Source organism: Streptomyces sp. NPDC006235 (assembly GCF_040613735.1).
GTDB lineage: Bacteria > Actinomycetota > Actinomycetes > Streptomycetales > Streptomycetaceae > Streptomyces.
Window position 1 is genome coordinate 1 of sequence record NZ_JBEXSR010000028.1, and the last position, 23,460, is coordinate 23,460.

At 73.5% G+C, this 23,460-nt stretch carries 23 protein-coding genes; 9 read left to right on the top strand and 14 right to left on the bottom strand.

Going from position 1 to position 23,460, the window contains the following annotated elements; all coding sequences use genetic code 11:
- Positions 1-296: 296 nt before the first annotated feature.
- Positions 297-710 (bottom strand): DUF5994 family protein, encoded by a 414-nt coding sequence (locus tag ABZ192_RS27715; protein WP_356927187.1) that lies wholly within the window; start codon positions 708-710, stop codon positions 297-299.
- A 132-nt stretch (positions 711-842) separates the two neighbouring features.
- A complete protein-coding gene (locus tag ABZ192_RS27720; RefSeq protein ID WP_356927188.1) occupies positions 843-1,694 on the bottom strand; it encodes a hypothetical protein in 852 nt (283 codons plus the stop codon).
- A 141-nt stretch (positions 1,695-1,835) separates the two neighbouring features.
- Between ABZ192_RS27720 and ABZ192_RS27725 the strand changes: the two genes are divergently transcribed.
- Together ABZ192_RS27725 and ABZ192_RS27730 are read left to right on the top strand one after the other, a co-directional pair.
- Complete coding sequence (locus tag ABZ192_RS27725) at positions 1,836-2,210, top strand: DUF6479 family protein (protein ID WP_356927189.1); 375 nt, start codon at positions 1,836-1,838, stop codon at positions 2,208-2,210.
- Positions 2,211-2,215: 5 nt separating this feature from the next.
- Positions 2,216-2,692 carry a hypothetical protein gene (locus ABZ192_RS27730; protein ID WP_356927190.1) on the top strand — a complete coding sequence of 159 codons (477 nt, stop codon included), beginning with the start codon at positions 2,216-2,218 and terminating at the stop codon, positions 2,690-2,692.
- A 57-nt stretch (positions 2,693-2,749) separates the two neighbouring features.
- Here the strand turns inward: ABZ192_RS27730 and ABZ192_RS27735 are convergent, their stop codons facing one another.
- Positions 2,750-3,208, bottom strand: coding sequence for a hypothetical protein (locus tag ABZ192_RS27735; RefSeq protein WP_356927191.1), 459 nt, complete (start codon positions 3,206-3,208; stop codon positions 2,750-2,752).
- 329 nt (positions 3,209-3,537) lie between these two features.
- Entirely contained in the window at positions 3,538-5,199 is a 1,662-nt protein-coding gene (locus ABZ192_RS27740; RefSeq protein ID WP_356927192.1) for a glycoside hydrolase family 13 protein, read from the bottom strand.
- Positions 5,200-5,525: 326 nt separating this feature from the next.
- Here ABZ192_RS27740 and ABZ192_RS27745 point away from each other — a divergent pair, with 326 nt between their 5' ends.
- Positions 5,526-6,455 carry an LAETG motif-containing sortase-dependent surface protein gene (locus ABZ192_RS27745; protein ID WP_356927193.1) on the top strand — a complete coding sequence of 310 codons (930 nt, stop codon included), beginning with the start codon at positions 5,526-5,528 and terminating at the stop codon, positions 6,453-6,455.
- Positions 6,456-6,534: 79 nt separating this feature from the next.
- Here the strand turns inward: ABZ192_RS27745 and ABZ192_RS27750 are convergent, their stop codons facing one another.
- Positions 6,535-7,500, bottom strand: coding sequence for a nucleoside hydrolase (locus ABZ192_RS27750; protein ID WP_356927194.1), 966 nt, complete (start codon positions 7,498-7,500; stop codon positions 6,535-6,537).
- A 90-nt stretch (positions 7,501-7,590) separates the two neighbouring features.
- On the bottom strand, positions 7,591-8,868 hold the full coding sequence (gene thrS / locus ABZ192_RS27755; protein ID WP_356927195.1) for a threonine--tRNA ligase: 1,278 nt from the start codon (positions 8,866-8,868) through the stop codon (positions 7,591-7,593).
- Between the two features lie 296 nt (positions 8,869-9,164).
- On the opposite strand from thrS, the gene ABZ192_RS27760 reads away from it, so the two are divergent.
- Positions 9,165-9,968: a hypothetical protein gene (locus tag ABZ192_RS27760; RefSeq protein ID WP_356927196.1), complete on the top strand. Its 804-nt coding sequence runs from the start codon at positions 9,165-9,167 to the stop codon at positions 9,966-9,968.
- A gap of 25 nt (positions 9,969-9,993) precedes the next feature.
- On the opposite strand, the gene ABZ192_RS27765 is transcribed toward ABZ192_RS27760, so the two are convergent.
- The 4 genes from ABZ192_RS27765 to ABZ192_RS27780 form a co-directional block, all read right to left on the bottom strand.
- The gene (locus ABZ192_RS27765; RefSeq protein ID WP_356927197.1) at positions 9,994-10,794 is read right to left on the bottom strand and encodes a GAF and ANTAR domain-containing protein; all 801 of its coding nucleotides are present in this window, start codon (positions 10,792-10,794) and stop codon (positions 9,994-9,996) included.
- 307 nt (positions 10,795-11,101) lie between these two features.
- Entirely contained in the window at positions 11,102-11,857 is a 756-nt protein-coding gene (locus tag ABZ192_RS27770) for a TIGR03943 family protein (protein WP_356927285.1), read from the bottom strand.
- Positions 11,854-12,843 carry a permease gene (locus ABZ192_RS27775; protein ID WP_356927198.1) on the bottom strand — a complete coding sequence of 330 codons (990 nt, stop codon included), beginning with the start codon at positions 12,841-12,843 and terminating at the stop codon, positions 11,854-11,856. The genes ABZ192_RS27770 and ABZ192_RS27775 overlap by 4 nt, the downstream gene beginning before the upstream one ends.
- A gap of 88 nt (positions 12,844-12,931) precedes the next feature.
- The gene (locus ABZ192_RS27780; protein ID WP_356927199.1) at positions 12,932-14,275 is read right to left on the bottom strand and encodes a helix-turn-helix domain-containing protein; all 1,344 of its coding nucleotides are present in this window, start codon (positions 14,273-14,275) and stop codon (positions 12,932-12,934) included.
- 115 nt (positions 14,276-14,390) lie between these two features.
- On the opposite strand from ABZ192_RS27780, the gene ABZ192_RS27785 reads away from it, so the two are divergent.
- Both ABZ192_RS27785 and ABZ192_RS27790 read left to right on the top strand, forming a co-directional pair.
- Entirely contained in the window at positions 14,391-14,543 is a 153-nt protein-coding gene (locus tag ABZ192_RS27785) for a hypothetical protein (RefSeq protein ID WP_356927200.1), read from the top strand.
- Between the two features lie 143 nt (positions 14,544-14,686).
- Positions 14,687-16,687: an Ig-like domain repeat protein gene (locus tag ABZ192_RS27790; protein WP_356927201.1), complete on the top strand. Its 2,001-nt coding sequence runs from the start codon at positions 14,687-14,689 to the stop codon at positions 16,685-16,687.
- A gap of 282 nt (positions 16,688-16,969) precedes the next feature.
- On the opposite strand, the gene ABZ192_RS27795 is transcribed toward ABZ192_RS27790, so the two are convergent.
- From ABZ192_RS27795 to ABZ192_RS27805, 3 genes are all read right to left on the bottom strand, one after another.
- Positions 16,970-17,455, bottom strand: coding sequence for a hypothetical protein (locus ABZ192_RS27795; RefSeq protein ID WP_356927202.1), 486 nt, complete (start codon positions 17,453-17,455; stop codon positions 16,970-16,972).
- 90 nt (positions 17,456-17,545) lie between these two features.
- Complete coding sequence (locus ABZ192_RS27800; RefSeq protein ID WP_356927203.1) at positions 17,546-17,782, bottom strand: hypothetical protein; 237 nt, start codon at positions 17,780-17,782, stop codon at positions 17,546-17,548.
- 253 nt (positions 17,783-18,035) lie between these two features.
- A complete protein-coding gene (locus ABZ192_RS27805) occupies positions 18,036-19,097 on the bottom strand; it encodes a hypothetical protein (protein WP_356927204.1) in 1,062 nt (353 codons plus the stop codon).
- Positions 19,098-19,728: 631 nt separating this feature from the next.
- Between ABZ192_RS27805 and ABZ192_RS27810 the strand changes: the two genes are divergently transcribed.
- Both ABZ192_RS27810 and ABZ192_RS27815 read left to right on the top strand, forming a co-directional pair.
- Positions 19,729-20,169 (top strand): hypothetical protein, encoded by a 441-nt coding sequence (locus ABZ192_RS27810; RefSeq protein WP_356927205.1) that lies wholly within the window; start codon positions 19,729-19,731, stop codon positions 20,167-20,169.
- Positions 20,170-20,274: 105 nt separating this feature from the next.
- A complete protein-coding gene (locus ABZ192_RS27815; protein WP_356927206.1) occupies positions 20,275-21,243 on the top strand; it encodes a hypothetical protein in 969 nt (322 codons plus the stop codon).
- On the opposite strand, the gene ABZ192_RS27820 is transcribed toward ABZ192_RS27815, so the two are convergent.
- Complete coding sequence (locus ABZ192_RS27820) at positions 21,140-22,486, bottom strand: PLP-dependent aminotransferase family protein (protein ID WP_356927207.1); 1,347 nt, start codon at positions 22,484-22,486, stop codon at positions 21,140-21,142. The genes ABZ192_RS27815 and ABZ192_RS27820 overlap by 104 nt on opposite strands.
- Positions 22,487-22,586: 100 nt before the next feature.
- Between ABZ192_RS27820 and ABZ192_RS27825 the strand changes: the two genes are divergently transcribed.
- Positions 22,587-23,414, top strand: coding sequence for an alpha/beta hydrolase (locus tag ABZ192_RS27825; protein ID WP_356927208.1), 828 nt, complete (start codon positions 22,587-22,589; stop codon positions 23,412-23,414).
- Positions 23,415-23,460 lie beyond the last annotated feature (46 nt).

Consider the following 23,460-nt stretch of genomic DNA (forward strand, 5'->3'; position numbering starts at 1 on the left):
TAGATCTCGCAATCCACACCGAACCCAGAGGCCCTCGCCCCGTTCAAGGACCACTCAAGGCGTGTCGCCCGTCACCAACGTCCCCGGACAGCACAACTAGGGCCTGTCGTTTGGATCACGCCTCAGACGCGGGGTCTGGCACGCGCATCTGCGGCGTTGTCGTCGGTTGCCGATGCTCCGCATCGACGCCCTCTTCCGCCTTGCAGCTGCCCGCACCAGACCCCGCTCACCGGCGCTGATCAGCGCTGTCGGTTCCCTGCGACCTGATCCAAACGACAGGCCCTAGGTCAGAGGCGTCAGGCGTCCTGCGTGACGGCCTGCTCCATGAGCGCGACCGCGTCCGCCTCCGTGGTCGAGGGCGGCACCACCAGCAGGTCCCACCGGCCCCGGCCGGGCGTGAGCAGGCAGACCGTGTCCGGGGTGGCCGGCGCGTCCCTGCGGCCCACGTGGACCTCCCGGCCGGCGACGTCCAGCCGCTCCGGGCAGGGCAGCCAGGTGTCCCCGTGGACCAGGACGCTGCTGACCCGGCCCCAGGCGCGCGGCAGCACGGCCAGCAGCCCGGGCAGCTCGGCGGCCAGGTCGTACGAGCGGGGCCACCACGCCCCGTCGATACGGCGGGCCGTGCGGCCGAGGCGGGGCTGCGCCGCGAGTCTCAGCCGCACCTCGGAGGGTGTCGGGAGGGGCGGCGGGGGCGAGGAGGCGGACGTCATCAGGGCTCCTGCTGCTACGGGGGCGTGGCCAGGAGACCGTCGGCCACCGGTTCCGGCATACCCGCGGTTCTCTCCACCGTACCCCGGAGGGCGGCACGGGAGCGGGGGCCCGCCCGTACCGCCCGGCATGGGTCACAGGCCGTAGCGGCTCTTCAGATGGCGCCAGAAGTCCCGCAGCATCCACTGGTCGAACTCGGTGATCTGCGTGGCGCTGCCCGCCTTCATCAGGAAGCAGCACTGGCCGGTCGGCGACCAGTCGTAGAAGTCGTCGAGGCCGAAGGTGTGGCCGACCTCGTGCAGGTAGATGTGGATGTTCTCCTGGTTCAGGGCGCCGGTGAAGTACTCCTGGCCCATGCGCTGGCCCCAGTCACCGCCCGCGCCGCCGCCGAAGCCCTTGGTCAGCCACAGCGACTGGTCGTAGTGGCGGGCGGCGCCGCCCGGGCACTTCGAGTAGTCGCCGTCCTGGTGGAAGAAGCGGCCGCAGTCCGGGGCGCACTGCGGGGCGCCGCCGCTGTCGAGGACGCCGGTGTAGATGTCGACGGAGTTGTCGGTCCACTGCAGGGTGGAGCGGTTCTTCACCGCCCAGCCGACGATGTTGACGGAGACGTTCGTGTACGGCCAGGCGTTGTGGCCCTTGCCGTTCTCGGTCATGGCCGTCATCCACTTGGCGAACTGCTTCTTCAGCGCCGCGTGGATCCGGTCGCGCAGGGCGGCGCTGACGGGGGCGTCGGACTCCCAGCGGACGCAGTAGTTGACGCTGCCGCGGTTGGCCATGACCTGGTCCCAGCCGTAGTTGCGGAAGCCGTACAGGTTGCCGTAGGTCGACTCGACGTGGTTCCACACCTCGTTCAGGGGCCGGACGAGGTGGGCGGGCGGGTTCCACTCGTCGGCGGCCTGCGCCTTGCCGCTCGCCATGCCGGGGGTGGCGAGCGCCGCCGCCAGCACGGCGAGCACGGTGAGCAGCCGTGCGAGGTGTCTGCGCATGGTGATCTCCCTCGTGTGGGGGGCGGGGTATCACCGGCAGGTCGTCACAGCGCTCGCGAAGGTTGCCCGCGCCACCGGGGCAGATGGTCAGCCGTGGACATTGCGGGCGCTTTATCGCATTACGTCGGCGATAATCGGAGCATGACTACGGCAACGTATGAAGTGCTGGCGGCTTCGTCAGATCACGCGGTCGCCGTGACCATCGCCTTCGTCGGCGGGGCGATCATCGCCCTGGCGCTGATCTGGGCGGTGCTGGTCGGGATGCGCGTCATGGACAAGGACACGCACCACCCCGCCCCCGACGAGCAGCCGCACCTCCCGGACGGCGGGCCGGTCCGCGAGATGCGGGAGATGCGGGAGCCCGACGAGATGCCGGTCGTGACGCGCGACGGCGAGCGGCTCCTGCCCCATGAGCTGCACCATGCGAGCACCAGGACGGGCAAGGACCAAAAGCCCCGCCGCTGGCTGCCCGGATCCAGCGGCTCCTTCGGCGGCGGCGGCCTCGGCCACACATGAGGCCCATGAGACGCCTGGCGACGGCGACGGGCGGGGCGGTGCTGCCGCTCGCCCTGGCCGCCGTGCTCACGGGCTGCGGCGGCGACAGCCCCGGGGACGCCGCCCGCGAGGCGGAGTCGGCGGTCGAGTCGTTCGCCTCGCAGGCCTCCGAGGCGGTGGAGTCGGCCACGGCGGAGGCCGGACGCCGGCTGGACGACATCCGGGGCGGCATCGACGTCAAAGGCGATGTGAAGGCCGGCCGGGCCGTCGTCGGCTCCGACGGCCGGGCCCGGGCCGAGGTCACCGTCACCAACACTGACGACTCCGAACGGTCCTTCGCCGTCCAGGTCGACTTCACCGACGCCGGGGGCCGGCTGATCGACACGGTCATCGTCACGGTGGAGCACGTGCAGGCGGGCGACTCCGCCACGGCCACCGCCCGCGGCACCCACGACCTGTCCGGCGAGGTCAGGGCCGAGGTGGCCCGGGCCGTGCGCTACTGACCGGCGCCGCGTCCGCCACCGAGATGTCGATCTGCTCGCTCATCGCACTCACGCCGTTCAGCGTGGCGACCGCCTGGAGCCGGTTGGCGCCCGCCGGGAGCGCCCCCGGCGGCAGGCCCAGGTGCCGTCGGGGGCGACGGTGGTCGCGCAGGCCTCCCGGGCGTCCTTGTCGCGGACGGTGACCCGGGCGCCCGGGTGGGCCGTACCGGCGATCTGCGGCCGGACGTCCAGCGCCACGCCGGACAGCGGGCGGGTCAGCGTCGGCCCGGCCAGGCCCATGGTCACGGCACACCGGCCGGCCGCCCGCCGTACACCGGCCGCGTCGGTGATCCGCAGGACGCAGTCGCGCAGCCGCGTGCCGGGCACGGCGTCCGCGGGGACCGCGAGCACGAAGGGGAACGTACGGCCCTGCCACGACTGCGCGGCCGCCTCGCCACTGGCCGTGCAGGTCGCGCTGCGGCCGTCGTCGGCGACCCGTCCCAGGGTGCCGGGCGCGTCGAGCGGCGTGGCCGTCACACGGGTTCCCCGGGGCACGGTCAGCGTGGCGCCCGGCGCCGCTCCCTGGGCACTCGCGACATCGAGGATGCCCTCGCGGCCGGGCGCGATGTCGCGGCACCCCACAGCTCACCGTCCCGGGCCGCCGCCGACGGGCCGGGGCACGTGAGCACCCCGGCGACGACGGCCCCCGCCACGGCTGCTGTCTTCCTGGACCTGTACATGGCGGGCGGGGCTCCCTGGGCGGACGTCGACGGCACTCTGGTGGTACGGCCGCGGGGGCTTCCCAGGGGCCGGGGCGCGGACACCCTCAACGCCCGAGGACGCCCCTCAACACCCGAGGAGGCCCTTCACCGCCCGAGCCACACCGTCGTGTCCGGTCCGAGCCGGCCGTCCTCCAGTGGGGAGCTGCTCAGCAGCACCTCGCCCGCCGGCAGCGGGACCGCCGTGCCGGACAGGTTCGTCACGCAGCGCCAGCCCTCGCTGCGGTCGAACTGCAGGACGCCGTCCGGGGTGTCCTCCGCCCAGGTCAACTCCTCCCCGTCGAGCAGTTTGCGGCGCAGCTTCAGGGCCGTGCGGTACAGCTCCAGGGTCGAGCCCTCGACGCCGTCCTGCGCCTCGACGGCGTACGCGGCGAAGCCGGGCGGCTGCGGCAGCCAGGCGCCGCCCGGCCCGAAGCCGTACGACGGTCCGGTCGTCGTCCACGGCAGCGGCACCCGGCAGCCGTCGCGGCCCTTGCGGACGTGGCCCGTCTGCTCCCAGATCGGGTCCTGGAGCACCTCGGTCGGCAGGTCGGCGACCTCGGGCAGGCCGAGTTCCTCGCCCTGGTAGACGTACGCCGAACCCGGCAGCGCCAGCATCAACAGGGTGGCCGCCCGGGCCCGGCGCAGTCCGGCCGCCTCGTCGACGGCCGGGGCGTGGCCGCCGGAGAGCAGCCAGGCGTTGAGGTCGGTCCCGGGTGGCAGCATCAGGCGGGAGGCGTGGCGGATCACGTCGTGGTTGGACAGCACCCAGGTGGCCGAGGCACCGGCCGCGCGGGCGGTGGCGAGCGAGTCGGTGATGATCTGCCGCAGCTCGTCCGCGTCCCAGCCGGCCTCCAGGTACTCGAAGTTGAAGGCCTGGCCGAGCTCGTCCGGGCGGGCGTACAGCGCGCGCCGGGCGCCGGGCACCCACGCCTCGGCGATGGCCATGCGGGGCGGGCGGTAGGCGTCCAGGATCTTGCGCCAGTCGCGGTAGATCTCGTGCACGTCGTCGCGGTCGTAGAACGGGTGCGTGCCGGGCGGCATCGTGGTGAGGGCGTCCTCGCGGCTCAGCTCGGGCGCGCCGAGGTCGCGCAGCGGCTCGCTCAGGTCCTTGACGAGGGCGTGGGCGACGTCGACGCGGAAGCCGTCGACCCCGCGGTCGGACCAGAAGCGCAGGGTGGTGCGGTAGTCGGCGCGGACCTCCTGGTTCTCCCAGTTGAGGTCGGGCTGCTCGGGGGCGAAGAGGTGCAGGTACCACTGGCCGTCGGGCACCCGTTTCCAGGCGCTGCCGCCGAAGACGGACTGCCAGTCGGTGGGCGGGAGTTCGCCGTGCTCGCCGCGGCCGTCGCGGAAGACGTACCGGTCGCGGGCCGCCGAGCCGGGCCCGGAGCGCAGCGCCTCCTGGAACCAGACGTGCTGGTGCGAGGAGTGGTTGGGCACGATGTCGACGATGACCTTCAGACCGAGCCGGTGGGTCTCGGCGACCAGGGCGTCGAAGTCGTCGAGGGTGCCCAGGCGCGGATCGACGTCCCGGGGGTCGGCGACGTCGTAACCGCCGTCGGCCAGCTCGGACGGGTAGAACGGGCTCAGCCACAGGGCGTCCACACCCAGGGCGGCGAGATGGGTGAGGCGGCGGGTGATGCCGCGCAGGTCGCCGAGGCCGTCGCCGTCGGCGTCGGCGAAGCTGCGGGGATAGACCTGGTAGACGACGGCCTGGCGCCACCAGTCGGGGTCCCGGGACGACAGGTCGAGGGTGGAGCGATCAGTCACGCGGTCTCCTTCGCACGGCATACGGACGACAGCATCGACAGCATTGAATCTGTCCAGAATGCCGGAAAAAGGAACCATCGCGTTGATCGGAGCGATCCATTCCTGCTGTGATGAAAGTGTGATGGCTGCGCAACTTCCTTTGCATACCCGCAGGTTGACAGCCTGCTGCGGCACGGCCACGATGGGGGCGCACTGAGGCGCATGTGACCAATGAGCCCAGTGTTTCTTCGACCACTCACCCCACGGTGCGGCCCCGGCAGCCGTGCGCCGCGCGCTGCCCGCACGCCGCCACCCGGGTTCGGCACATGCCAAGAAACGGGATACCCATGTCCATAGCGAGACGTGTCACCGCACGCCGCCTGCTGGGGACGGGCGCCGCGGCCCTCGCCCTCTGCGCCGCCTCCGCCACCACCGCGTTCGCCACCGGTACGCCCGGTGGTGACGGCTGGTCGTCCGGAGGCACCTACAAGCCCGGGACCGGCGCGGGCACGGAGACCGGCACCGACCGCTGCCAGTTCTCGCTCGACGGCTCGAACTTCTTCGACTCGGTGAAGGTCGACGACCAGAACCTGAAGCCGACCGAGGACGGCAAGGTCCACATCAAGGTCCGCACGGCCGGCGACGCGACGACGTGCACGGCCTCCCTGGCCTCCTACCTCGCGCACGGCGCGACCTTCGAGACCTCCGGCGAGCAGGTGTTCGTCGACTTCGACACGGTGACGGTCAAGCCGGGCGGCACCGACTCGCTCGACATCGCCATCCCCGACAAGGACTGCTTCGGGCAGATCGACCTCTACCGCGGCGCGGTGAAGTTCGACGGCGAGCTCGACGCGAAGGACGGCTTCGAGCACGGCGAGCTGCCCATGGGTCCCGACCGCCCCGTCATCAAGGACAAGCTGATCGCGGCCTGGAACGGCGGCACGAAGGAGTGCACGCTCACGCCTCCGCCGGCGGAGTCGCAGCCCCCGTCCACCCCGCCCGCGAGCCCCTCGGAGCCGGCCGAGGAGACGACGCCCCCGGCGCCGTCGCAGCCGTCCGAGCCCTCGTCGCCCCCGGCCACGGAGACGGACACCCCCACCCCGTCCGCCTCCGAGTCGACGACGCCCCCGGCCCCCAAGCCGAACGGCGGCGGCGGCGACCTCGCGGAGACCGGCGCCAACAGCAGCACGGGCCCCATCGCCATCGGCGCGGGCGTCCTCCTCGCGGGCGGCGCGGCCATGGTGATCGTGACCCGCAGGAAGCGCGCGCGTTCCTGACACCGTGAAGGGCCCGGGACTTCGACAGTCCCGGGCCCTTTTGCTTTGCCGGTGCAAGGACCGGTCGCCAGGACCGGTGCTAGGCCCCTTCCACCGTCGTCAGCCACAGCTTCACGTACCGCTCCACGTCGACGCCCAGCGCCACGTCCACCAGGGGCTGGGCGCGGGATCCCTCGTGGATCTCGGACTCTCCGGGGACCGGCCGCCGGTCGACGATCGTCTGGCCGCGGGTGGGCCCGGGGGCCAGGGCGACCTCGACGGGCAGCCGCTCGGTGGTCAGGCCGCCAGGGTCGACCACGGCGCACACCGCGCCCGCGTCGCCGAGACCGCCCGTCGGGGTGGGGTCCCCGGAGGTGGCCGGGTCGCGGTGGGCGAGGAGGTCACCGGCCAGGCGGAGGCTGGGGTCCGTGCCCGCGCGCAGGCGCTGTACATCGCCCGCCGGGACCAGCACCTTCTTGAACACGTCCAGCCCGTACATCGTGATCGGCACCCCGGCCGTGAGCAGCACCGCCGCCGCCTCCGGGTCGTGCCACACGTTGAACTCCGCGACCGGCGTGGCGTTCCCGGTCGCCACCGCACCGCCCATGAACACGATCCGCTCGATGTTGCGGGTCACCTCGGGGTGCGTCCGCAGCAGCAGCGCGATGTTCGTCAGGGGCGCCATGGGGATCAGCGTGACCGGCCTCGGCGAGGCGAGGATCTCGCGCCGCAGCAGCGTCACCGCGTCCACGTCCACCGGCACACGGGTCGGCGCGGGCAGCCCCAGGTCCCCCATCCCGTCCTGCCCGTGCACGTGCCGTGCCGTCCGCACGGGTTCGATCAGCGGCCGCTCGGCGCCCCGGGCCACGGGAATGTCACCGGCACCGGCCACCTCCAGCACGGTCAGGGTGTTGCGGACCACGCCGTCCACGTCCGTGTTCCCGGCCACGCAGGTGATCGCCCGCACGTCGAGGCCCGGATGCCGTACGGCGAACAGCAGGGCGAGGGCGTCGTCGACGCCGGTGTCGCAGTCGATGATCACCGGAATACGCTGACCGTCGGTCACGGCGATGGCTCCTTCCACTGTTCTGGCACGGGGTTCCGCACGAGCGACCCTACGGGCCCGCGGCAACTGCGCATACCGGGAAAGCCGCTCCTACGCCGCCTCCCACAGCTCGGTGCCGCGCGCCGCCACCCGCTCCGCGACACCCCGCAGGAACGCGGCGGCGGGCAGGGCCCCCAGCCGTCGCCCGTCCCGCAGGCGCGGCGCCACCTGGTCCGCTTCGGCCTCCCGCCCGCCGATCACCGCCTGGTACGGGACCAGCCGGGACGCGCGGATGCGGGCGGCCAGGGTGCCCTGGTCGGGTCCGGAGACCTCGGCGCGCAGGCCGAGTTCCCTGGCGCGGCCCGCGAGTTCACGGGCACGGTCCGCCTGTTCGTCACCCACCGGGAGCACCACCAGTTGCACCGGGGCCAGCCAGGGCGGGAAGGCCCCGCCGTGGGCCTCGACGAGGTGGGCGACCGCGCGCTCCACACTGCCGATGATGCTGCGGTGCACCATGACCGGGCGGTGCTTGGCCCCGTCGGCGCCGATGTAGTGCAGGTCGAAGCGTTCGGGCTGGTGGAAGTCGATCTGGACGGTGGACAGGGTGGACTCCCGCCCGGCCGGGTCGGCGATCTGCACGTCGATCTTCGGGCCGTAGAAGGCCGCCTCGCCCTCGGCGGCCTCGTAGGGGATGCCGGAGCCGTCCAGGACCTCGCGCAGCAGGGCGGTGGCCCGCCGCCACAGGCCCGGGTCCGATACGTACTTGCCGCCCTCGCCGGGCAGGGAGAGACGGTGGCGGACCGCGCGGATGCCGAGGTCCGCGTAGGCCCGGCCGATCAGCTCCAGTGCGGAACGGGCCTCGTCGACGGCCTGCTCCAGGGTGCAGAAGATGTGCGCGTCGTTGAGGGTGATGGCCCGCACTCGGGTCAGACCGCCGAGCACGCCGGACAGCTCCGAGCGGTACATACCGCCCAACTCGGCCATGCGCAGGGGAAGTTCGCGGTAGCTGTGGGACCGGGAGCGGTAGATCAGCGCGTGGTGGGGGCACAGGCTCGGGCGCAGCAGGACCTGTTCCGAGCCGAGGTCCAGCGGCGGGAACATGTCCTCGCCGTAGTGGTCCCAGTGCCCGGAGATCTCGTACAGCTCGCGTTTGCCGAGCACGGGCGAGTACACGTGCCGGTAGCCGGCCCGCTGTTCCGCCTCGCGGACGTACTCCTCCAGGGTGTGCCGCACGATCGCGCCGTCGGGCAGCCAGTACGGCAGCCCCGCGCCCATCAGCGGGTCGGTGTCGAAGAGGTTCAGTTCACGGCCGAGCCGTCGGTGGTCGTGCATGGTGGGCTCCTCGGGTCGGAAGTGAGGCGAGCACCACGCGACAAAGCCCCGGGGCACTCGCCCCGGGGCTTGAAGACATCTGCGTCAGCTGTCAGCGCGCCGGGACACTCTCCGGCGTCGTCGTGAGAGACGGGAACGGCTGGGCGCGCTTCATGGGCGTGACCGTAACAGGGGCGTGGCGCGCGGGGCCACGGCTTTTTCACCTGGCCAGCAGTGCGTACTCCTCCTCACCCGAACAGCCCGTCGCACTGGTGTGCCGCCCGTCGCGGTGGTGCCGTAAGAGCACGTACCCGATCTTGGAGAGCCCGCCCCGCCGGGAGGCACCTCCATGAACTCCCGCAGGAGGCCCTCCGATGCCCCACCCTCCGGCCGGCCGACGTGGCCCAGGTGCCCGCGCCCTGCTCGCCTCCGCGCTGTCCGTGACCGCCCTGCTGGCCACGGCCGCCTGTTCCGTCCAGGACGAGCCGCGGCCACGGTGGTTCTCCGCCTCCCCGACCGACACCGGCGCGTCGCCCGCCGTCGAGCGGCCCGCGAGCTCCGGGGCCGGACTCACCGAGGCCCAGGCCCAGGCGGCGCTGATCACCAACGCCGATCTGGGCGAGCCGTGGGGGCCGACGCGCGGTGCCCGGACGTGGCGGGACGGGCTGCTCAAGGCGACCACGGAGGACGGCGACTGCCAGCGGCTGCTCGACGCCCTCTACACGGAGGAGCTCTTCGGCACTCCGGCCGGGCCGCGGGCGACGGCCGCGTTCGACGACGCCGAAACCGACGCGCAGGTGCGCTACCAGGTCGCCGCGCATCCCCCGGCGGACGTCGACCGCACCCTGGCCTGGCTGAAGTCGCTGCCGGGGAAGTGCGGCGAGTTCACGGCGGCGACCCCGCGCGGCGGCATCCAGACCGTCCAGGTCGGTGACATGCCGCTGCCCCCGGTGGGCGACGCCCGGCAGGCCCTGCGGGTCACCCTGGCCGGGGAGACGGAGGACGGGGAGCTGACGTACCTGACGATGGACCTCGCGGCCGTGCGCGTCGGGGAGGAGGCGATCACGCTCACCAACGCCGGACTCGACGAGGTGTACGAGGAGGTCACGCAGCAGACGGTGGAACTCGGGGCGCAGCGCCTGACCGAGATCACCAAGCAAGGCCGGGCGCGGATCTGAGCCCGGCAGCGGGTCGGCAGTGGGTCTACCGCTCGAAACGCCTGCGGTGGGCGATCACGTCCCGGGCCACGTCGACGGCCGTGCAGCCGCGCGCGAAGGCGTCCCCGCGCAGCCGCGCCAGCGCGTCGTCGGCGCCGACGCCGAGCTGCGCCATGATCATGCCGACGGCCTGGTAGACCTCGTCGTGGTCCGCGGCCAGCCCGCTCAGCCAGGGCTCCTCGTCCCGCGGCTCGGCCTCGGACTCGCGGGGCAGTGCCATCAGGGCCACCGTCATGACACCGGCCACCAGCCGGGCCACGTGCAGCTGGCGGTCGGTGAGCCCGCCGGGGCTGTCGCGGTACAGGTCGAGGGTGCCCACGCACACCGCGTCGCTGCCCAGCGGCACCGCGTACACCGCCCGGACCCCGGCCTCCGTCGCCTGCTGGGCGAAGACCGGCCAGCGGCCCGCGTCCCGGCCGGTCGTCAGATCGCAGGCGAGCACGGGCGCCCCCTCCTCCAGCACGCTCTGGCAGGGACCGTCGCCCAGCGTCGCCTGCAGCTGCGCCAAGCGCGCGGCCTGCTCGCTGCTGGCACTGAGCTGGACGGGCATGCCCTCGCTGCGCAGCGACACGCTCGCGCCGGTCACCGGCAGCAGCTCCACCGCCACCTCGCACAGCCGGCCCGGGACTTCTGAGGGCTCGACGCCGCGCACCCCCCTGGCGATCACATCGGCGGCCCGGATCCCGTCCAGGTCCAGGTCACCGCCCCCGGTGCGGCGCGGCCCGGGGTCACCGCCGGGAACTCCTCGGGGATCGTCCCTGGGCCGCACGACCACCGCCTCCTTCATCACCGGCCTTCACCATCGGCGCTCTTCCGGGGCGCCCTGCCGCGGACGCGGAGTGGGCCGGAGCACAACCACCCGCCCGGGACGACCCGCGGCACGACGGCCGCGCGGCCGGTCGCGTACGGCGACCGCCCGGTCAGCCGACTTCAGCGGCCGACCCGGTGCCGTGCCCGGTGCCTCGCGCGACCCGAGCCCGGCGCCCGCCCGGATCATGCACCGAGCCTTCCCGGAATCGTCGCCCGACTACCCGTCGGGGGTGGGGCGAAACCCGGGCGCCGGGCCGCCGCCCCTGCCTGACCCTCAGCGCTTGTCAGCGCTTCTCGTACGGGTTGTCCGGCTGCCGTACCCGCTGTACGGAGGTGGCGTCGAGGGCCGGCGGCCAGGCGGCGTCCGAGCCGGGCTCGCCCTCCGGGTGCCAGGTGCCGGTGACCGTGACCCAGGTGTCGACGGGCGGGGCGGCGGCGCCGCGCACCTCGGCCCTGGCCGAGCTGGCGTCGGCGGCGCAGCAGGAGACGAGGAGGCGGGTGACGTACCAGGTGCCGTCGGCGTCTCGGGTGACGAAGCCGGTGAGCCGAACCGTGCGCCCCGCCAGGGAACGGTCGCTGTCGTAGACCGCCCGGGAGCCGAACTCCCCGAGGGTGAGGTCGACCGGGTTCCCGGCCGGCAGCGCCGGGAAGGTGCCGACGCCCCGCTCCGCACGCCGGTCGGCCTCACGCTCCGCGCTGTAGGAACCGAGGGCAGGCGGCGGGAACAGCAGCAGGGCCAGGGCGGGGAGGGTGAGGAACCAGGCGACGCGGGGGCCGGCGGGGCCGTGGGTGTGCCCGGCGGTGGCGTGGGTGTCCCCGCCTGGGGCCCCGAGGTCGTCCTCCTGCACCTCCCCGTCCTCGGCAGTCCGCACCAGCACAGCCACCGCCACGCCCAGCAGCACCAGCACCACGCCCGACACCACCAGATACGGCCGCAACGCGGGCTGCACGTACCGCAGGTACAGGTCACTGAAGAGCGACACCCGCAGGATCGCCGCGCCGACGAGCGCGAGCAGGACGGCCGGTCCGTAACGCCTCACAGCAGCCACCACCCCACCAGAGCGCTGCTGGCGACGGCGACCAGCCAGGTCGCGGAGGAGAACCGCAGCGCGAAGGACCGGCCGAACGTGCCGGTCTGGAGCGCGATCAGCTTCAGGTCGACCATCGGCCCGACCACCATGAACGCCAGCCGCGCGGTGGGCGAGAAGCCGCTCAGCGACGCCGCCACGAACGCGTCGGCCTCACTGCACACGCACAACACGACCGCCAGGACGGCCAGCAGCAGCACCGACAGCCAGGCCGACCCGGTGAACACCTCCAGCAGCGAGCTCGGCACGACGATGGCGAAGGTCGCCGCGGCCGCCGCGCCGACCACGAGGAAGCCGCCCGCGTGCAGGAAGTCGTGCTGGAGACCGGAGGCGAAGGCCCGCGGCCCGCCCTCCGGCCCGTGCGCGGTGTCCCGCTTCGCCGGCCGCAGCCACTCCTCCCGTCCGAACCGCGCCCACAGCCAGCCCATCACCACGGCCGTGCCGAGCGAGGCGGCCAGCCGGCCGAGGACCATCTCGGGCTGCCCCGGGAAGGCGATGGAGGTCGCCACCAGGACGACGGGGTTGATCGCGGGCGCGGACAGCAGGAAGGCGAGGGCCGCCGCCGGGGCGACACCCCGCCGCATCAGGCTGCCCGCCACCGGCACGGACGCGCACTCGCACCCGGGCAGGACGACCCCGGCCGCGCCCGCGACCGGCACGGCGAGCGCCGTACGGCGGGGCAGCAGCCGCTGGAAGACCCGCTGGGGCACGAACGCGCCGATCGCCGCCGACACGACCGTGCCCAGCAGCAGGAAGGGCACGGCCTGGACGGTGATCGCGGTGAACACCGTCCACCAGGCCGCGACCGGCGGGGTGTAGAGATCGAGGGCGAGCATCGGCCCGAGCACCGATGCCACCGTCACGATGGCGATCAGCGCGGCGCCGCCGAGGACGGTGGACACGAGGGCCCGCAGGCCCAGCCGTATGCCGTCGGCCACTGTCCGTTGGTTCTCCACGTGCCCCGCCCCGGTCGTTCGCGTCCCGGGAGGAGGCTAACCCGCACGAGCGTGCGAAGCGCCTGCGCCCTCACAGAGGAGGCTGTGCGGGCGCCGGCCCGAGGGTCGTCGTGCCGGGCGCCGTACGGTGCCCGAGGCCCGTCCGGTAGGCGTCCAGCGCGGCCTCCACCCGCCCGGTGCGGCGCAGCAGGTCGCCCAGCAGACGGCACAGGTCGGCCAGGTCACCCGCGGCGCCGGCCCGCTCCAGCAGGCTCAGGGCGCGGACGTAGTGCTCCTCGGCGTCCTCGGTGCGGCGGGCGTCCTCGGCGATGATGCCGAGGAGGCGGTGCGCGGCGGCGGAGTGGACGGCGCCGCGCTCGGGGGACAGGTCGTCGAGGACGCCGTGCAGCAGGGCCGCGGCCTCGCCGGACTTGCCGCGCCGGTGCAGTACGTCGGCCAGCTCGACGGCGACCTGACTGCTGTAGAGGGCGGCGCGCTTGGCCGACAGCATGCCGAGGGCCTCCCGCAACTCGCTCTCCGCCCGCTCGAGTTGGCCGTCCTGCGCGTAGACGTAACCGCGCATCCAGTGGCAGTTGGCGAGTTCGGTGCGGATCTGCAGGCCCCGGTACAGCTCGGCGGCCTTGGCCAGCGAGGCGTCGGCCTCGGCGAGACGACCCTCGGCGACCAGGGTGCGGGCGACCGACCGGTGCATACGGGCGACCAGGGCCGGGTCACCGGACTGTGGGGCGAGCGCCAGGGCGAACTCGGCGGCCTGGGCGGCGCGGGCGTGCGCGCCCATGTCCATGTAGGGCCCGATGGCGCTGGCGTACAGCAGCAGGAGCGCGTCGGGGTCGTGCAGCCCGCCGCGATTCAGCTCGTCGAGGGTGCTCTCCAGCAGGTAGACGGCGTACCGGAGCTCACCGGCGAGGTAGTGCGCGACGGCCCGCCCGCGCAGGGCCGGGACCCGGGCGGGCAGCGGCCCGCCGGCGAGACAGGCCTCGGCCCGCTCGAAGTACTGCCGCCCCGCCACGAGCTCGCCCGTCTCCAGGGCGCACTCGCCGAGCCCGAGCAGCGCGGCGGCCTGTTCCCCGGCCAGTCCCTGCGTCTCGGCCTCGACGAGCAGCTCGGCGTACTGCTCCGCCGCCGCCTCGGCCTCACCGACGGCGAGGACGCGCTGGGCCTCGGTCAGCCGCAGCCGCAGCTCGGTCACACGCCGGGCCGAACCGCCGGTGGCGAGTTCGTCGAAGGCGACGCCGAGCCGTCCGGCGAGATGCCGCAGGGCGTCGTCGGAGGGCCGCACCCGGCCCGACTCCAGGGTGGAGATGTAGGCGGGGGTGTACACGGGTTCCGCCAACTGCCGCTGGGTCAGCCCCTGCTCGACACGCAAGCGCTGCACCCGGCGCCCGATGGTCCCCGGATCGTCACGCTCCCCCACGCCAACTCCCCCTGCCCCTCTTGCCGTTCGGCTCGGACAGCCCCTAGGTTAAACCGAGAGTTAAACGCGCTTAACACGCTGCTGTCATAGCCACCGCCCCAGTTGCGAGGTCGCCGTGCTCGAACGCACACGCACCGCCGAGCGGTACGCCAGAGGTTTCGCCGCGGCCGTCGTCGCTGTCGCGACCCTACTGCTGGCGGCGAACGCGGGGCCGGCGAGAGCCGAGGAGCCCCCGCAGGGCCCGCGGACGGTCGCGGACAGCCGCTGACGCGACGGTGCCGTCACGCCCCAACTGCCCCTTCAGGCCAACGCCTTGAAATCCGGTTCCCGTGTGTCAGTGGGGTGCTCTAGCCTGCACGGGCTGATCACGTCTTCCTGTTGATCACTTTCGTTCCGGGGGGTTCGAAAACCGTGCACAGACGCACTCTCTCGACCGCGACGGCGCTCGCGGTTCTCTTAGGCTCGGTCACGCTCGTCGCGGCGGGCGCCGGGTCGGCGGCGGCCGACTCCAGCGCGCTCCTGCCCGTGAAGTCGACCGGCGACATCGTCGTCGACGGGGTCCACCAGCGCGTCTTCATCAGCGATCCGACGGCCGGCCGGGTCGTCGTCACCGACTACGCGGGCAAGGTCGTCGCCACCGTGGGCTCGCTGCCCGGCGTCCAGGGCCTGGAGCTGTCACCCGACTCGGGCACGCTGTACGCGGCCCTGCACGACGGGGACGCGGTCGTCGCGATCGACACGGCGAAGGCCACCGAGACCCGCCGCTGGTCCACGGGCCAGGGCGGCGGCCCGGCGTACGTGGCCCTGGCGGGCGGCAGACTGTGGTTCAGCTACGGCGACGGCGGCGAGGGCAACATCGGCTCGCTCGACCCGAGCGCGGCCGACTCGGGCGTCACCCTGGGCCAGGACACCGACCGCACCTTCTACGAGGCCCCGATCCTGGACGCCTCCCAGGGCGCCCCGGGCACGCTCGTCGCCGGTTCACCGGGCCAGAGCCCGGTCGAACTCGCCGTGTACGACGTCTCCTCCGGCACGGCGACCCGTACCGCGTACGCACGCGACCCGGGCGACACGGGCGGCGGCAACCTCCAGGACCTGGCGGTCACGCCGGACGGCAAGGACGTCGTCACGGCCAGCGGCGCCCCGTACTACCAGCCGGTCTACAAGCTCACGGACCTGTCCGCGGACGGCAAGTACGTCACCAACACGTACCCGAACGCGGTGGACATCGCCCCGAGCGGCGACGTCGCGGCGGGCACGTTCTCCTGGTACGACCCGGACGTCCACGTCTTCAAGCCGGGCACGTCGCTGCCGCTGAAGCAGTACGACTTCCCCAACACCGGCACCAGCAGCGGCGCCGACACCCTGGCGTCGGCGGGCCTGGCCTGGGCGCCCGACGCGAGCAAGCTGTTCGCGATCTCGCAGAACGACGACAACGTCTACTCGCTGCGGGTCCTCGACGCCCCCACCAAGGCCTCCACCACCCTGACGGCGACCGCCCCCGCCACGGCCACGCGCGCCAAGTCCCTCACGCTCACCGGCACCCTGTCCTCGCCGGCGGCGTTCCCGGCGGGCACGAAGGTCTCCGTCACCCGCACCGACGACGAGTCCCCGTCCGGCAAGCCGCTGGGCACGGCGACGGTCGCCGCCGACGGCTCGTACTCCTTCACGGACAAGCCGCCGGCCGGGGGCAAGGTGGCGTACACGGTCACGTATGCGGGCGACGCGAGCCGCGCGGGCGCCACGGCCTCGGCGTCGACGACCGTGGCGAAGACGGCGACCACGCTGACGCTGGACAACGACGGCAAGGTGTACGACTACGGCCGTGACGTCACCTTCACGGCGCACCTCGGCACGACGTACAAGAACCGCACGGTCGAGATCTGGGCCGACCCGTACGGTTCCGACAAGCCGAGCACGCTCGTGAAGAAGGGCAAGGTGAACTCGGCCGGCGACCTCTCGGCGACACTCGACCTGACCCGTGACACGAAGGTCAGCGCGAAGTTCACGGGCGACACGCGGTACGCGCCAAGGACGGTCACCAACTCCGCCTACACCAAGGTCAAGATCTCGACGTCCCTGAGCGGCCACTACAAGTCGGCGACCGCCTGGAAGCAGAAGTACTTCTACTTCCGGAAGTCGAAGGACCCGGTCCACGACACGACGATGTCGATGTACCCGGGCCGCAAGCACCAGCTCCGGGTCCAGCAGTACTCGGACGGCGCGTGGCGCACCATGACCACGGACTACTTCGACCTGGACCGCTACGGCAAGGACGCGGTGACGCTCGACGGCACGCCGCCCGTCGGCCCTCGTTTCCGCATCCGCTCGTCCTACATCGACACGAAGTCGGGCGACAACGTCAACACGACGACGTACGGCGCGTGGAAGTACTTCGTCTTCACGCGCTGACACAATTCGGTGGGTAAATTCGGTGGGTGAATTCGGTGGGTGAATTCGGTGAGTTGATGCAGCGGGCCGATTCACCCACCGAATTAAGCTACTGCGAATTCTCGCGGGAGCGCATATAACGCCAGCCGAAATAACACACCCCGACGGCTCCACCGGCGGCGCCGACCGCACAGACCGCCGTCGCCCACGCGGCCATGTCCTGCGTGATCCACAACAGGCTCACCCCGACCAGCGCCATGGAGAACAGCAGGCGTTCTCCATAGCCCGGGCCACGACGGCCGGTCAGTCCCCGGTAGCCGTGCACTTGTACGTCACGCCCTTCATCCTGATGTCGCGGTACCCCGCCTTCACGGTCGGGTCGGCGGGGGCGACATCCGTGCCGCCGCCACCGCCGCTGTCCTTCTTGCGGCAGTAGTAGCCGAGCGCATCGAGCTTCTCGATGTCGCTCATGGCCTGGTACTTCTTGTAGGAGGCGATCATGGCGGCCCGCCTCTCCGCGGGCGTGGCCTCCTTCGCCTTCGTGTACGCGTAACAGCCGACGCTGGCGCCGATCCCCACCACCGAAGCGCCCTTGGCCAGCGCCTTGGTGAGGCCCGCCGCGCCACTGCCGATCCCCAGGACCGCGCAGATCTCGTCCGCGCCGGCACGGACTTCCGGCTGCGCCGGTGCCGCCTGTGCCGCCTGCGCTCCGGCACCACACAGCGCGCCGGTCATGGCGAAGGTGATGACAGCAGAAATTCCCTTGCTTCGTATGCTCACGAAGTCCATCCCCGTTTCCCCGATTTGCGAATTGCATGGTCAGTGCGAAAACGACGCTACCCACGGGGGAACACGTAAGCAATGGAGGAAATGTGAACATCACCGGGAGGATATTCGACCGGACAAAATCTCTCTCAACGCCTCGTCAAGGCTTTTCGCGACCTCCGCGTCACCCGGCCGGCTTCCGCCCGGCCCTTTCGGCGGGCCGTACAGGGCGTCGAGTTCGGTGGTGATGGTGTGGGTCACCGCTCCGTAGAGCGGAGTGCGGGGGCGGTGTACCGCCTCGCGCAGGGCCGGGAGCAGGATGTCGCGGGAGTAGCTGGTGCCGTCGGCCATCCCGGTCGGGGACCAGGCGCGCGGTGTTCTCGCCGCCGCCGGGCGACGCCGAGGGGCCCTCGGCAGGGCTCTGACATCGTCCACGGTCCCGCCGGCGCCCAGCCGGACGCGCACGCCCAAGACAGCCACTTCGTCCCCCTCTGCCATCCCGACGTCATGACACCGGGTCAGGCCTCGGCGGCAGACCTGTGACGCGACCTGGGCAAGCGATGACACGCCCCCTTCACGCCAGGCGCACACGGCGCACGCGTGTTCAGGCCGGGGTCTGCAACTGCCGTAGCTGGCGCTGCACATGATCGAGCGCCCCCTCGCGGCGCCCGGGGACCCGGCCGCGCAACTCGGCGAGGGCCGCGCCCAGTTCGCGGGCGCGGACGGCGTCGCGGATCTGGCCCCACTGGTGGTGGGCCCGGTCGACGGCGGCCTCGACGGCGGGCGCGTCCGGCGCCTGACCGGCGTTCAGGCGGACGGTGGCCACCGTCAGCCAGGTGTGGCAGCTGCGGCCCGCGTCCCCGGCGAACATCGCCAGGTCGGCCCGGACCTCGGCCCAGTGCAAGGCCTCTTCGGAGGCGGGCCCGTGCACGGCGACGGCCGCCTGCTCGTGCCGGGCGGCGAGCGCGTCGGCGTCCGCGTGGCGGCCGGACTGGACGGCGGCGGTGATGGCGGCGTGCGGGTCACCGGCCGCAGGCCCCGGGGTGCTCAGCACGAGGTCCGTGCCCGCGCTCTCCGGCGCGATCCGGGCCAGCGCCTGCTGGTGCAACTGCTCCAGCGGCGGCCGGAACCCGCTGCGCAGGATCGTCGCGACGGCCTTCATGTACGCCGGTGCCGCGACCGTGCGTCTGGACGGCGGGGGCGCGATGCGGCCGTGCACGGCGTTGCCGCGGCCCGAGTCCAGCGGGGTGCCGCGCAGCAGCTCCCAGGTCTCGCCGTCCGCGTGCAGGTCGAGCAGGAGGGTCGTCGCGCCGGCCGGCCTGAGGCGCAGTTCGTCCCGGAACCAGTGCCAGGGGAAGGCGGTGTAGCGGGCGGTGGACGCGGTGGTGCGGGCCAGCGCCAGGTGGGGCAGGCGCTGGCGGCGGTCGAGCTGCAGCTGGCCGGTGACGTACACGGTCAGCGGGCCGGGGGCCGCCGCGGCGGCGCGCAGCCGGGTGAGGACGGCCTGCGGCTCCAGCGGGTCGGCGAGTTCGACGACGTTCGCGGTGTCCGTGCCGGCCAGCACGCCGGGCGGTACGGCGGCCAGGACGGGAAGCACGGACGCGGCGTCGACCAGGCGCCCCTTGCCCACCGGCGAGGCCGCCAGCAGCAGCACGGTTCCGGGCATCTCGTCCCTCCCCCTGTCGATCACGTACGTCAGCACCGTAACCGCTGCGGCTGCAAAGGGGGGCCCCAGCACCGCAAACGTCCGCCTTCGGGGGCTTCGCCCCCTCCTCGGCGACGGTGGGGGTCACCGGCGAGCACGGTCACGTCACCTCCTCCGCGAGCCGGCGGAACGCCCCGGCGCCGTCCCGGGCCGGACGTCGCCAGTGGTGTCGTGGCCGCCCACCACGCCGGCGACGAGCACCGGCAGCGGCCCGGGCCACGCCGCGGCCCCACACCCGCTCCTGCCACCGCACGCCGTCCCGGCAGTACCGGCCGAGCCGGACCGCGGTGCCCAGGTGGCGCCTCACGCCCCGGCGAAGCACGGGGCCGCCCGCACCGCGTCCGGTCCGGGCAGCGCATCGCGTCCGCCGACTTGCCACGCGTGCCGTCCCGCACGAGGCGGCGAGGCGGGCCGGACCGGCGGTGCGGGGTCGAGCCGGCCGTGCTCTCCGGGTGGCGCCTCACGGCCCCGGCGAAGCACGGGGCCGCACGCGCCGCGTCCAGTCCGGGCAGCGCGTCGCGTCCGCCGACTTGCCAGCCCGTTCCCGGCGGTGTGCTCTGGGAGGCAGGGGCAGGGAGAGAGGAGTGCTCTCATGGCTCATGCGGCACCCGCCTCACGCAAGGTGGCCAGGCGACGCCGTACACCCGACCTCTTCAGCCCGCGCACCCACGCGATGGCGAAGGTCGCGGTGCCCGTCGTCCTCGGGCTCGTCTACGGCTACTGGGCCGCGGCCAACCGGCGCGACGCCGGGCCCATCACCGGCTGGAACCTGCTGTTCGGCTTCGTCACCGCGCTCGTGTTCGCCGTGCTGTTCGCCGCCGTGTGGGAGATCGCCCCGCGGCTGCGGCGCGAAGCGCACGCGCTGCTCTGGTTCGCCTTCACCGGCTGCGCGATCGGCTTCCTCTACAGCCAGACCGGCGGGTCCGTGCTGAAGTCCACCGGGATGGGGGTGGTGGTCGGAGCGGGCGTCTTCGTGACGATGTTCTACCGCTACTACACACACGAGGACGCCGCCGGGCGGCGTATCGACTGACCCGGTACCTGACCGGGCACCAGCACGACCCGTTCGGATGGCCATGCGGGGCCGATTGCCGTCACGCCGGTCGCGCGCCGGGCCCGTGGGCCCTTGCCTGGAAGCGTGTCCGAGCGAGACCGGGCGCGCGTGCCGGAGCAGGCGCCCCTGAGACCACGGAACGCCCTGTCGGCCGTTCTGCTGGCCCTCGCGTGCCTGCTCGTGCCGTTCGCGACGCTCGCCTCCTGGGCGGCGCACGGGCTGACCGACACCGGCCGCTACGTCCGTACGATGGCGCCGCTCGCCGCCGACCCGGACGTGCGGCGCGCGGTCGCGGACGCCCTCGGGGACGGCATCATGCGGGAGGCCGGGCGCGAGTTCGACACCGGTCTGCCGCGCGGCACGATCAGCTCCTTCGTGCATGACGCGGCCCGCTCCTTCACCCGCACCGAGGCGTTCCACACGGGGTGGGACGCGGCGAACCGGGCCGTCCACGACGCCGTGCTGCGCGCCCTGCGCGACGACGCCACCCGGACCTCCGCCGTCACCGTCGACGTCGCGCCGGTCGTCGCCCGGGTCAAACACCGGCTCACCGCCGACCACGTGCCGTTCGCCCACCGCATCCCGGTCCGGCACACCCGGGTCCCGGTGCTCCCGGCCGACGACGCGGACCGACTCCGCAGGGGATACCACGTGCTGGACACCGCCGCCTTCTGGCTGCCGCTCGCCGCCGCCGTGTGCGCCGTGGCCGGGACTGCCCTCGCCGCGTGCCGCCGCCGCGCGGTCACCGCGCTCGGCCTCGGCACGGCCCTGGGCGGCGGACTGCTCCTCCTGGCCGTCGCGATCGGCCGCCGCCTCACCCTCGCCGACCTGCCCGACACGCGCCACCGCCCGGCCGCCGGCGCGGTCTACGACGCCCTGACGGCCACCCTGTCGACGATGTCCTGGCTGCTGCTCGCCTTCGGCCTGAGCGTGGCGCTCGGCTCGTGGCTCACGGGCCGCTACGGTCCCCGGCTCGCCGCGCGGCGACGTGCGCGAGCGTCCGCAGCGCCCGCCGCAGAACCGGCTCCGGAACCGACCCGAGCCCGAGCCTGACCGCGTCGGGCGTGTGGCCGGGGGCGACGGCGAAGGCGGGGCCGGGCGTGACGGCGATGCCGTGCGCGGCGGCGGCCGCCGTGAAGGTGTCCGCGCGCCACGGGGCGGGCAGCTCCCACCAGGCGAAGTAGGCGCCCGGCTCGGACCGTACGGCGAAGCCCGCGAGTTCCTCGGCGAGGATCCGCTGCCTGCGCGCCGCGTCCGCCCGCTTGGCCGCCACCAACCGCGTCACGATCCCCTCCCCGGCCCACCGCACGGCCGCCTCCAGCGCGAACCGCCCCGCACTCCACCCACCCGACCGCACGGCCTCGGCCACGGCCCCGACCCGGTGCGGCGGCACGACGAGGAAACCGGCGGTGAGCCCCGGCGCGACCCGCTTGGAGAGACCGTCGACGACATGCGTGAGGGCGGGCGCGTGAGCGGCCAGCGGATCCCCCGGCTCGCGCAGGAAGGACCAGATGCGGTCCTCCACCACCGGCAGGTCCAGGTCGTGGACCAGCCGGGCGAGCTGCAGCAGGCGAGGGCGGCTCGTCGTCAGGGACGTCGGGTTGTGCAGCGTCGGCTGCACGTACAGGGCGGACAGCGGCGCCGAACGGTGCGCGGCGGCGACGGCCTCCGGCAGCAGCCCGGCCGCGTCACCGGCCAGCGGGACCAGGGAGATGCCGAGCCGGGCCGCGATCTCCTTGACCAGCGGATACGTCAGCTGCTCCACGCCGACCCGGCCGCCCGGCCGGACCAGGGAGGCCAGCGCGGCGGCGATGGCCTGCCGCGCGTTGCCGGTGAACAGCAGCCGGTCCGGGGCGGGGCGCCAGCCGGGCGTGGCGAGGAGCGTGGCCACGGCCTCCCGGGCGGACTCGGTACCGGTGGCGGCGGCCGGCAGCAGCGCCTCGGCCAGCACGTCGGGGCGCAGCAGCGGCGCGAGGACGGGGGCGAGGAGCTCCGGCTGGCCGGGCGCGGTCGGGTAGTTGAGCTCCAGGTTGACCGGGGCGTCGCCCGGGCCGGGCTCGGCGAGCGCCCGCCCCGCCGGCCCGTCCGGCGCGGCCCGTACGAAGGTGCCGCGCCCCACCTCGCCGACGACCAGCCCGCGCCGTACGAGTTCGCCGTACACCCGCCCGGCCGTCGACGAGGCGATCCCCCGGCGCCGGGCGAAGGCCCGCTGCGGCGGCAGGCGCTGACCGGGCTTCAGCCGCCCGCTGGCGATGTCGTCGGCGATCCTGTCCGCGATACGGCGGTAGTCACCCATCGGTCTCCCCATCGGTCTCCCCCATCGGTCTCCCCCTTGGATTGCACCGAGAGCAAAGATCTTATTGCACCGAGCAGTTGGAGCTGCCTAGGGTCGTCCCATGGCACCCTTCCTCGCATACGAGGACAAAGGCCCCGCATCTCCTCGGCAGCCCCTTGTCCCCCTGGTCCCCCTGGTTCTCGTCCACGGCCACCCCTTCGACCGCACGATGTGGGCCCCGCAGCTGAGCACCTTCTCCACGGCCCGCCGCGTCATCGCCCCCGACCTGCGCGGCTACGGCGCATCCCCGACCGCCCCGGCCCTGACGGACTTCGCGCAGTTCGCCCGGGACCTCGAGGCCCTGCTGGACGAGCTGGGCGTGGAGTCCTTCGTCCTCGCCGGGCTGTCCATGGGCGGGCAGATCGCGATGGACTGCTACCGGCAGTTCCCCGGCCGCATCCGCGGCCTCGTCCTCGCGGACACCTTCCCGGCGGCGGAGACCCCGGAGGGCGTCCGCACCCGCGACGCCATGGCGGACCGCCTCCTGCGGGAAGGCATGCGCGGCTACGCCGACGAGGTCCTGGAGCGGATGGTCGCCCCCCGCGCCCCCGCCGAGGTCAAGGCCCACGTCCACCGCATGATGACGGCCACCTCGCCCGAGGGCGCCGCCGCGGCCCTGCGCGCCCGCGCCCGGCGCCCCGACTACACCGCCCTGCTGACCCAGGTCGGTGTCCCGGCGCTGGTCGTCGTCGGAGCCGACGACACCTACACCCCCGTCTCCGACGCCCGCGCCCTGCACGCGGCCCTCCCGGACGCGTCCCTGCACGTGATCGAGGGCGCGGCCCACATGCCGAACCTCGAACGCCCCGCGGAGTTCGACCAGGCACTCGGGAACTTCCTGGCCCGCGTCGACGCCCGGCAACCTTCCCCCGCCCCACCCCGTCTCTGAGGGAGGATGCGGGCATCCTTGAGGGAGGATGCGGGCATCCCACCCC

What these genes read in the sequence shown, in the direction of transcription:
- ABZ192_RS27730 (WP_356927190.1), top strand. Translation starts at nt 2,216, where the DNA reads ATGAGACGCCTGGCGACGGCGACGGGCGGGGCGGTGCTGCCGCTCGCC.
- ABZ192_RS27765 (WP_356927197.1), bottom strand. Translation starts at nt 10,794, where the DNA reads ATGAAGGAGGCGGTGGTCGTGCGGCCCAGGGACGATCCCCGAGGAGTT.
- ABZ192_RS27820 (WP_356927207.1), bottom strand. Translation starts at nt 22,486, where the DNA reads ATGGGTGACTACCGCCGTATCGCGGACAGGATCGCCGACGACATCGCC.
- ABZ192_RS27745 (WP_356927193.1), top strand. Translation starts at nt 5,526, where the DNA reads ATGTCCATAGCGAGACGTGTCACCGCACGCCGCCTGCTGGGGACGGGC.
- ABZ192_RS27825 (WP_356927208.1), top strand. Translation starts at nt 22,587, where the DNA reads ATGGCACCCTTCCTCGCATACGAGGACAAAGGCCCCGCATCTCCTCGG.
- ABZ192_RS27795 (WP_356927202.1), bottom strand. Translation starts at nt 17,455, where the DNA reads ATGGACTTCGTGAGCATACGAAGCAAGGGAATTTCTGCTGTCATCACC.
- ABZ192_RS27720 (WP_356927188.1), bottom strand. Translation starts at nt 1,694, where the DNA reads ATGCGCAGACACCTCGCACGGCTGCTCACCGTGCTCGCCGTGCTGGCG.
- ABZ192_RS27810 (WP_356927205.1), top strand. Translation starts at nt 19,729, where the DNA reads ATGGCTCATGCGGCACCCGCCTCACGCAAGGTGGCCAGGCGACGCCGT.
- ABZ192_RS27725 (WP_356927189.1), top strand. Translation starts at nt 1,836, where the DNA reads ATGACTACGGCAACGTATGAAGTGCTGGCGGCTTCGTCAGATCACGCG.
- ABZ192_RS27760 (WP_356927196.1), top strand. Translation starts at nt 9,165, where the DNA reads ATGCCCCACCCTCCGGCCGGCCGACGTGGCCCAGGTGCCCGCGCCCTG.
- ABZ192_RS27715 (WP_356927187.1), bottom strand. Translation starts at nt 710, where the DNA reads ATGACGTCCGCCTCCTCGCCCCCGCCGCCCCTCCCGACACCCTCCGAG.
- ABZ192_RS27800 (WP_356927203.1), bottom strand. Translation starts at nt 17,782, where the DNA reads ATGGCCGACGGCACCAGCTACTCCCGCGACATCCTGCTCCCGGCCCTG.
- ABZ192_RS27805 (WP_356927204.1), bottom strand. Translation starts at nt 19,097, where the DNA reads ATGCCCGGAACCGTGCTGCTGCTGGCGGCCTCGCCGGTGGGCAAGGGG.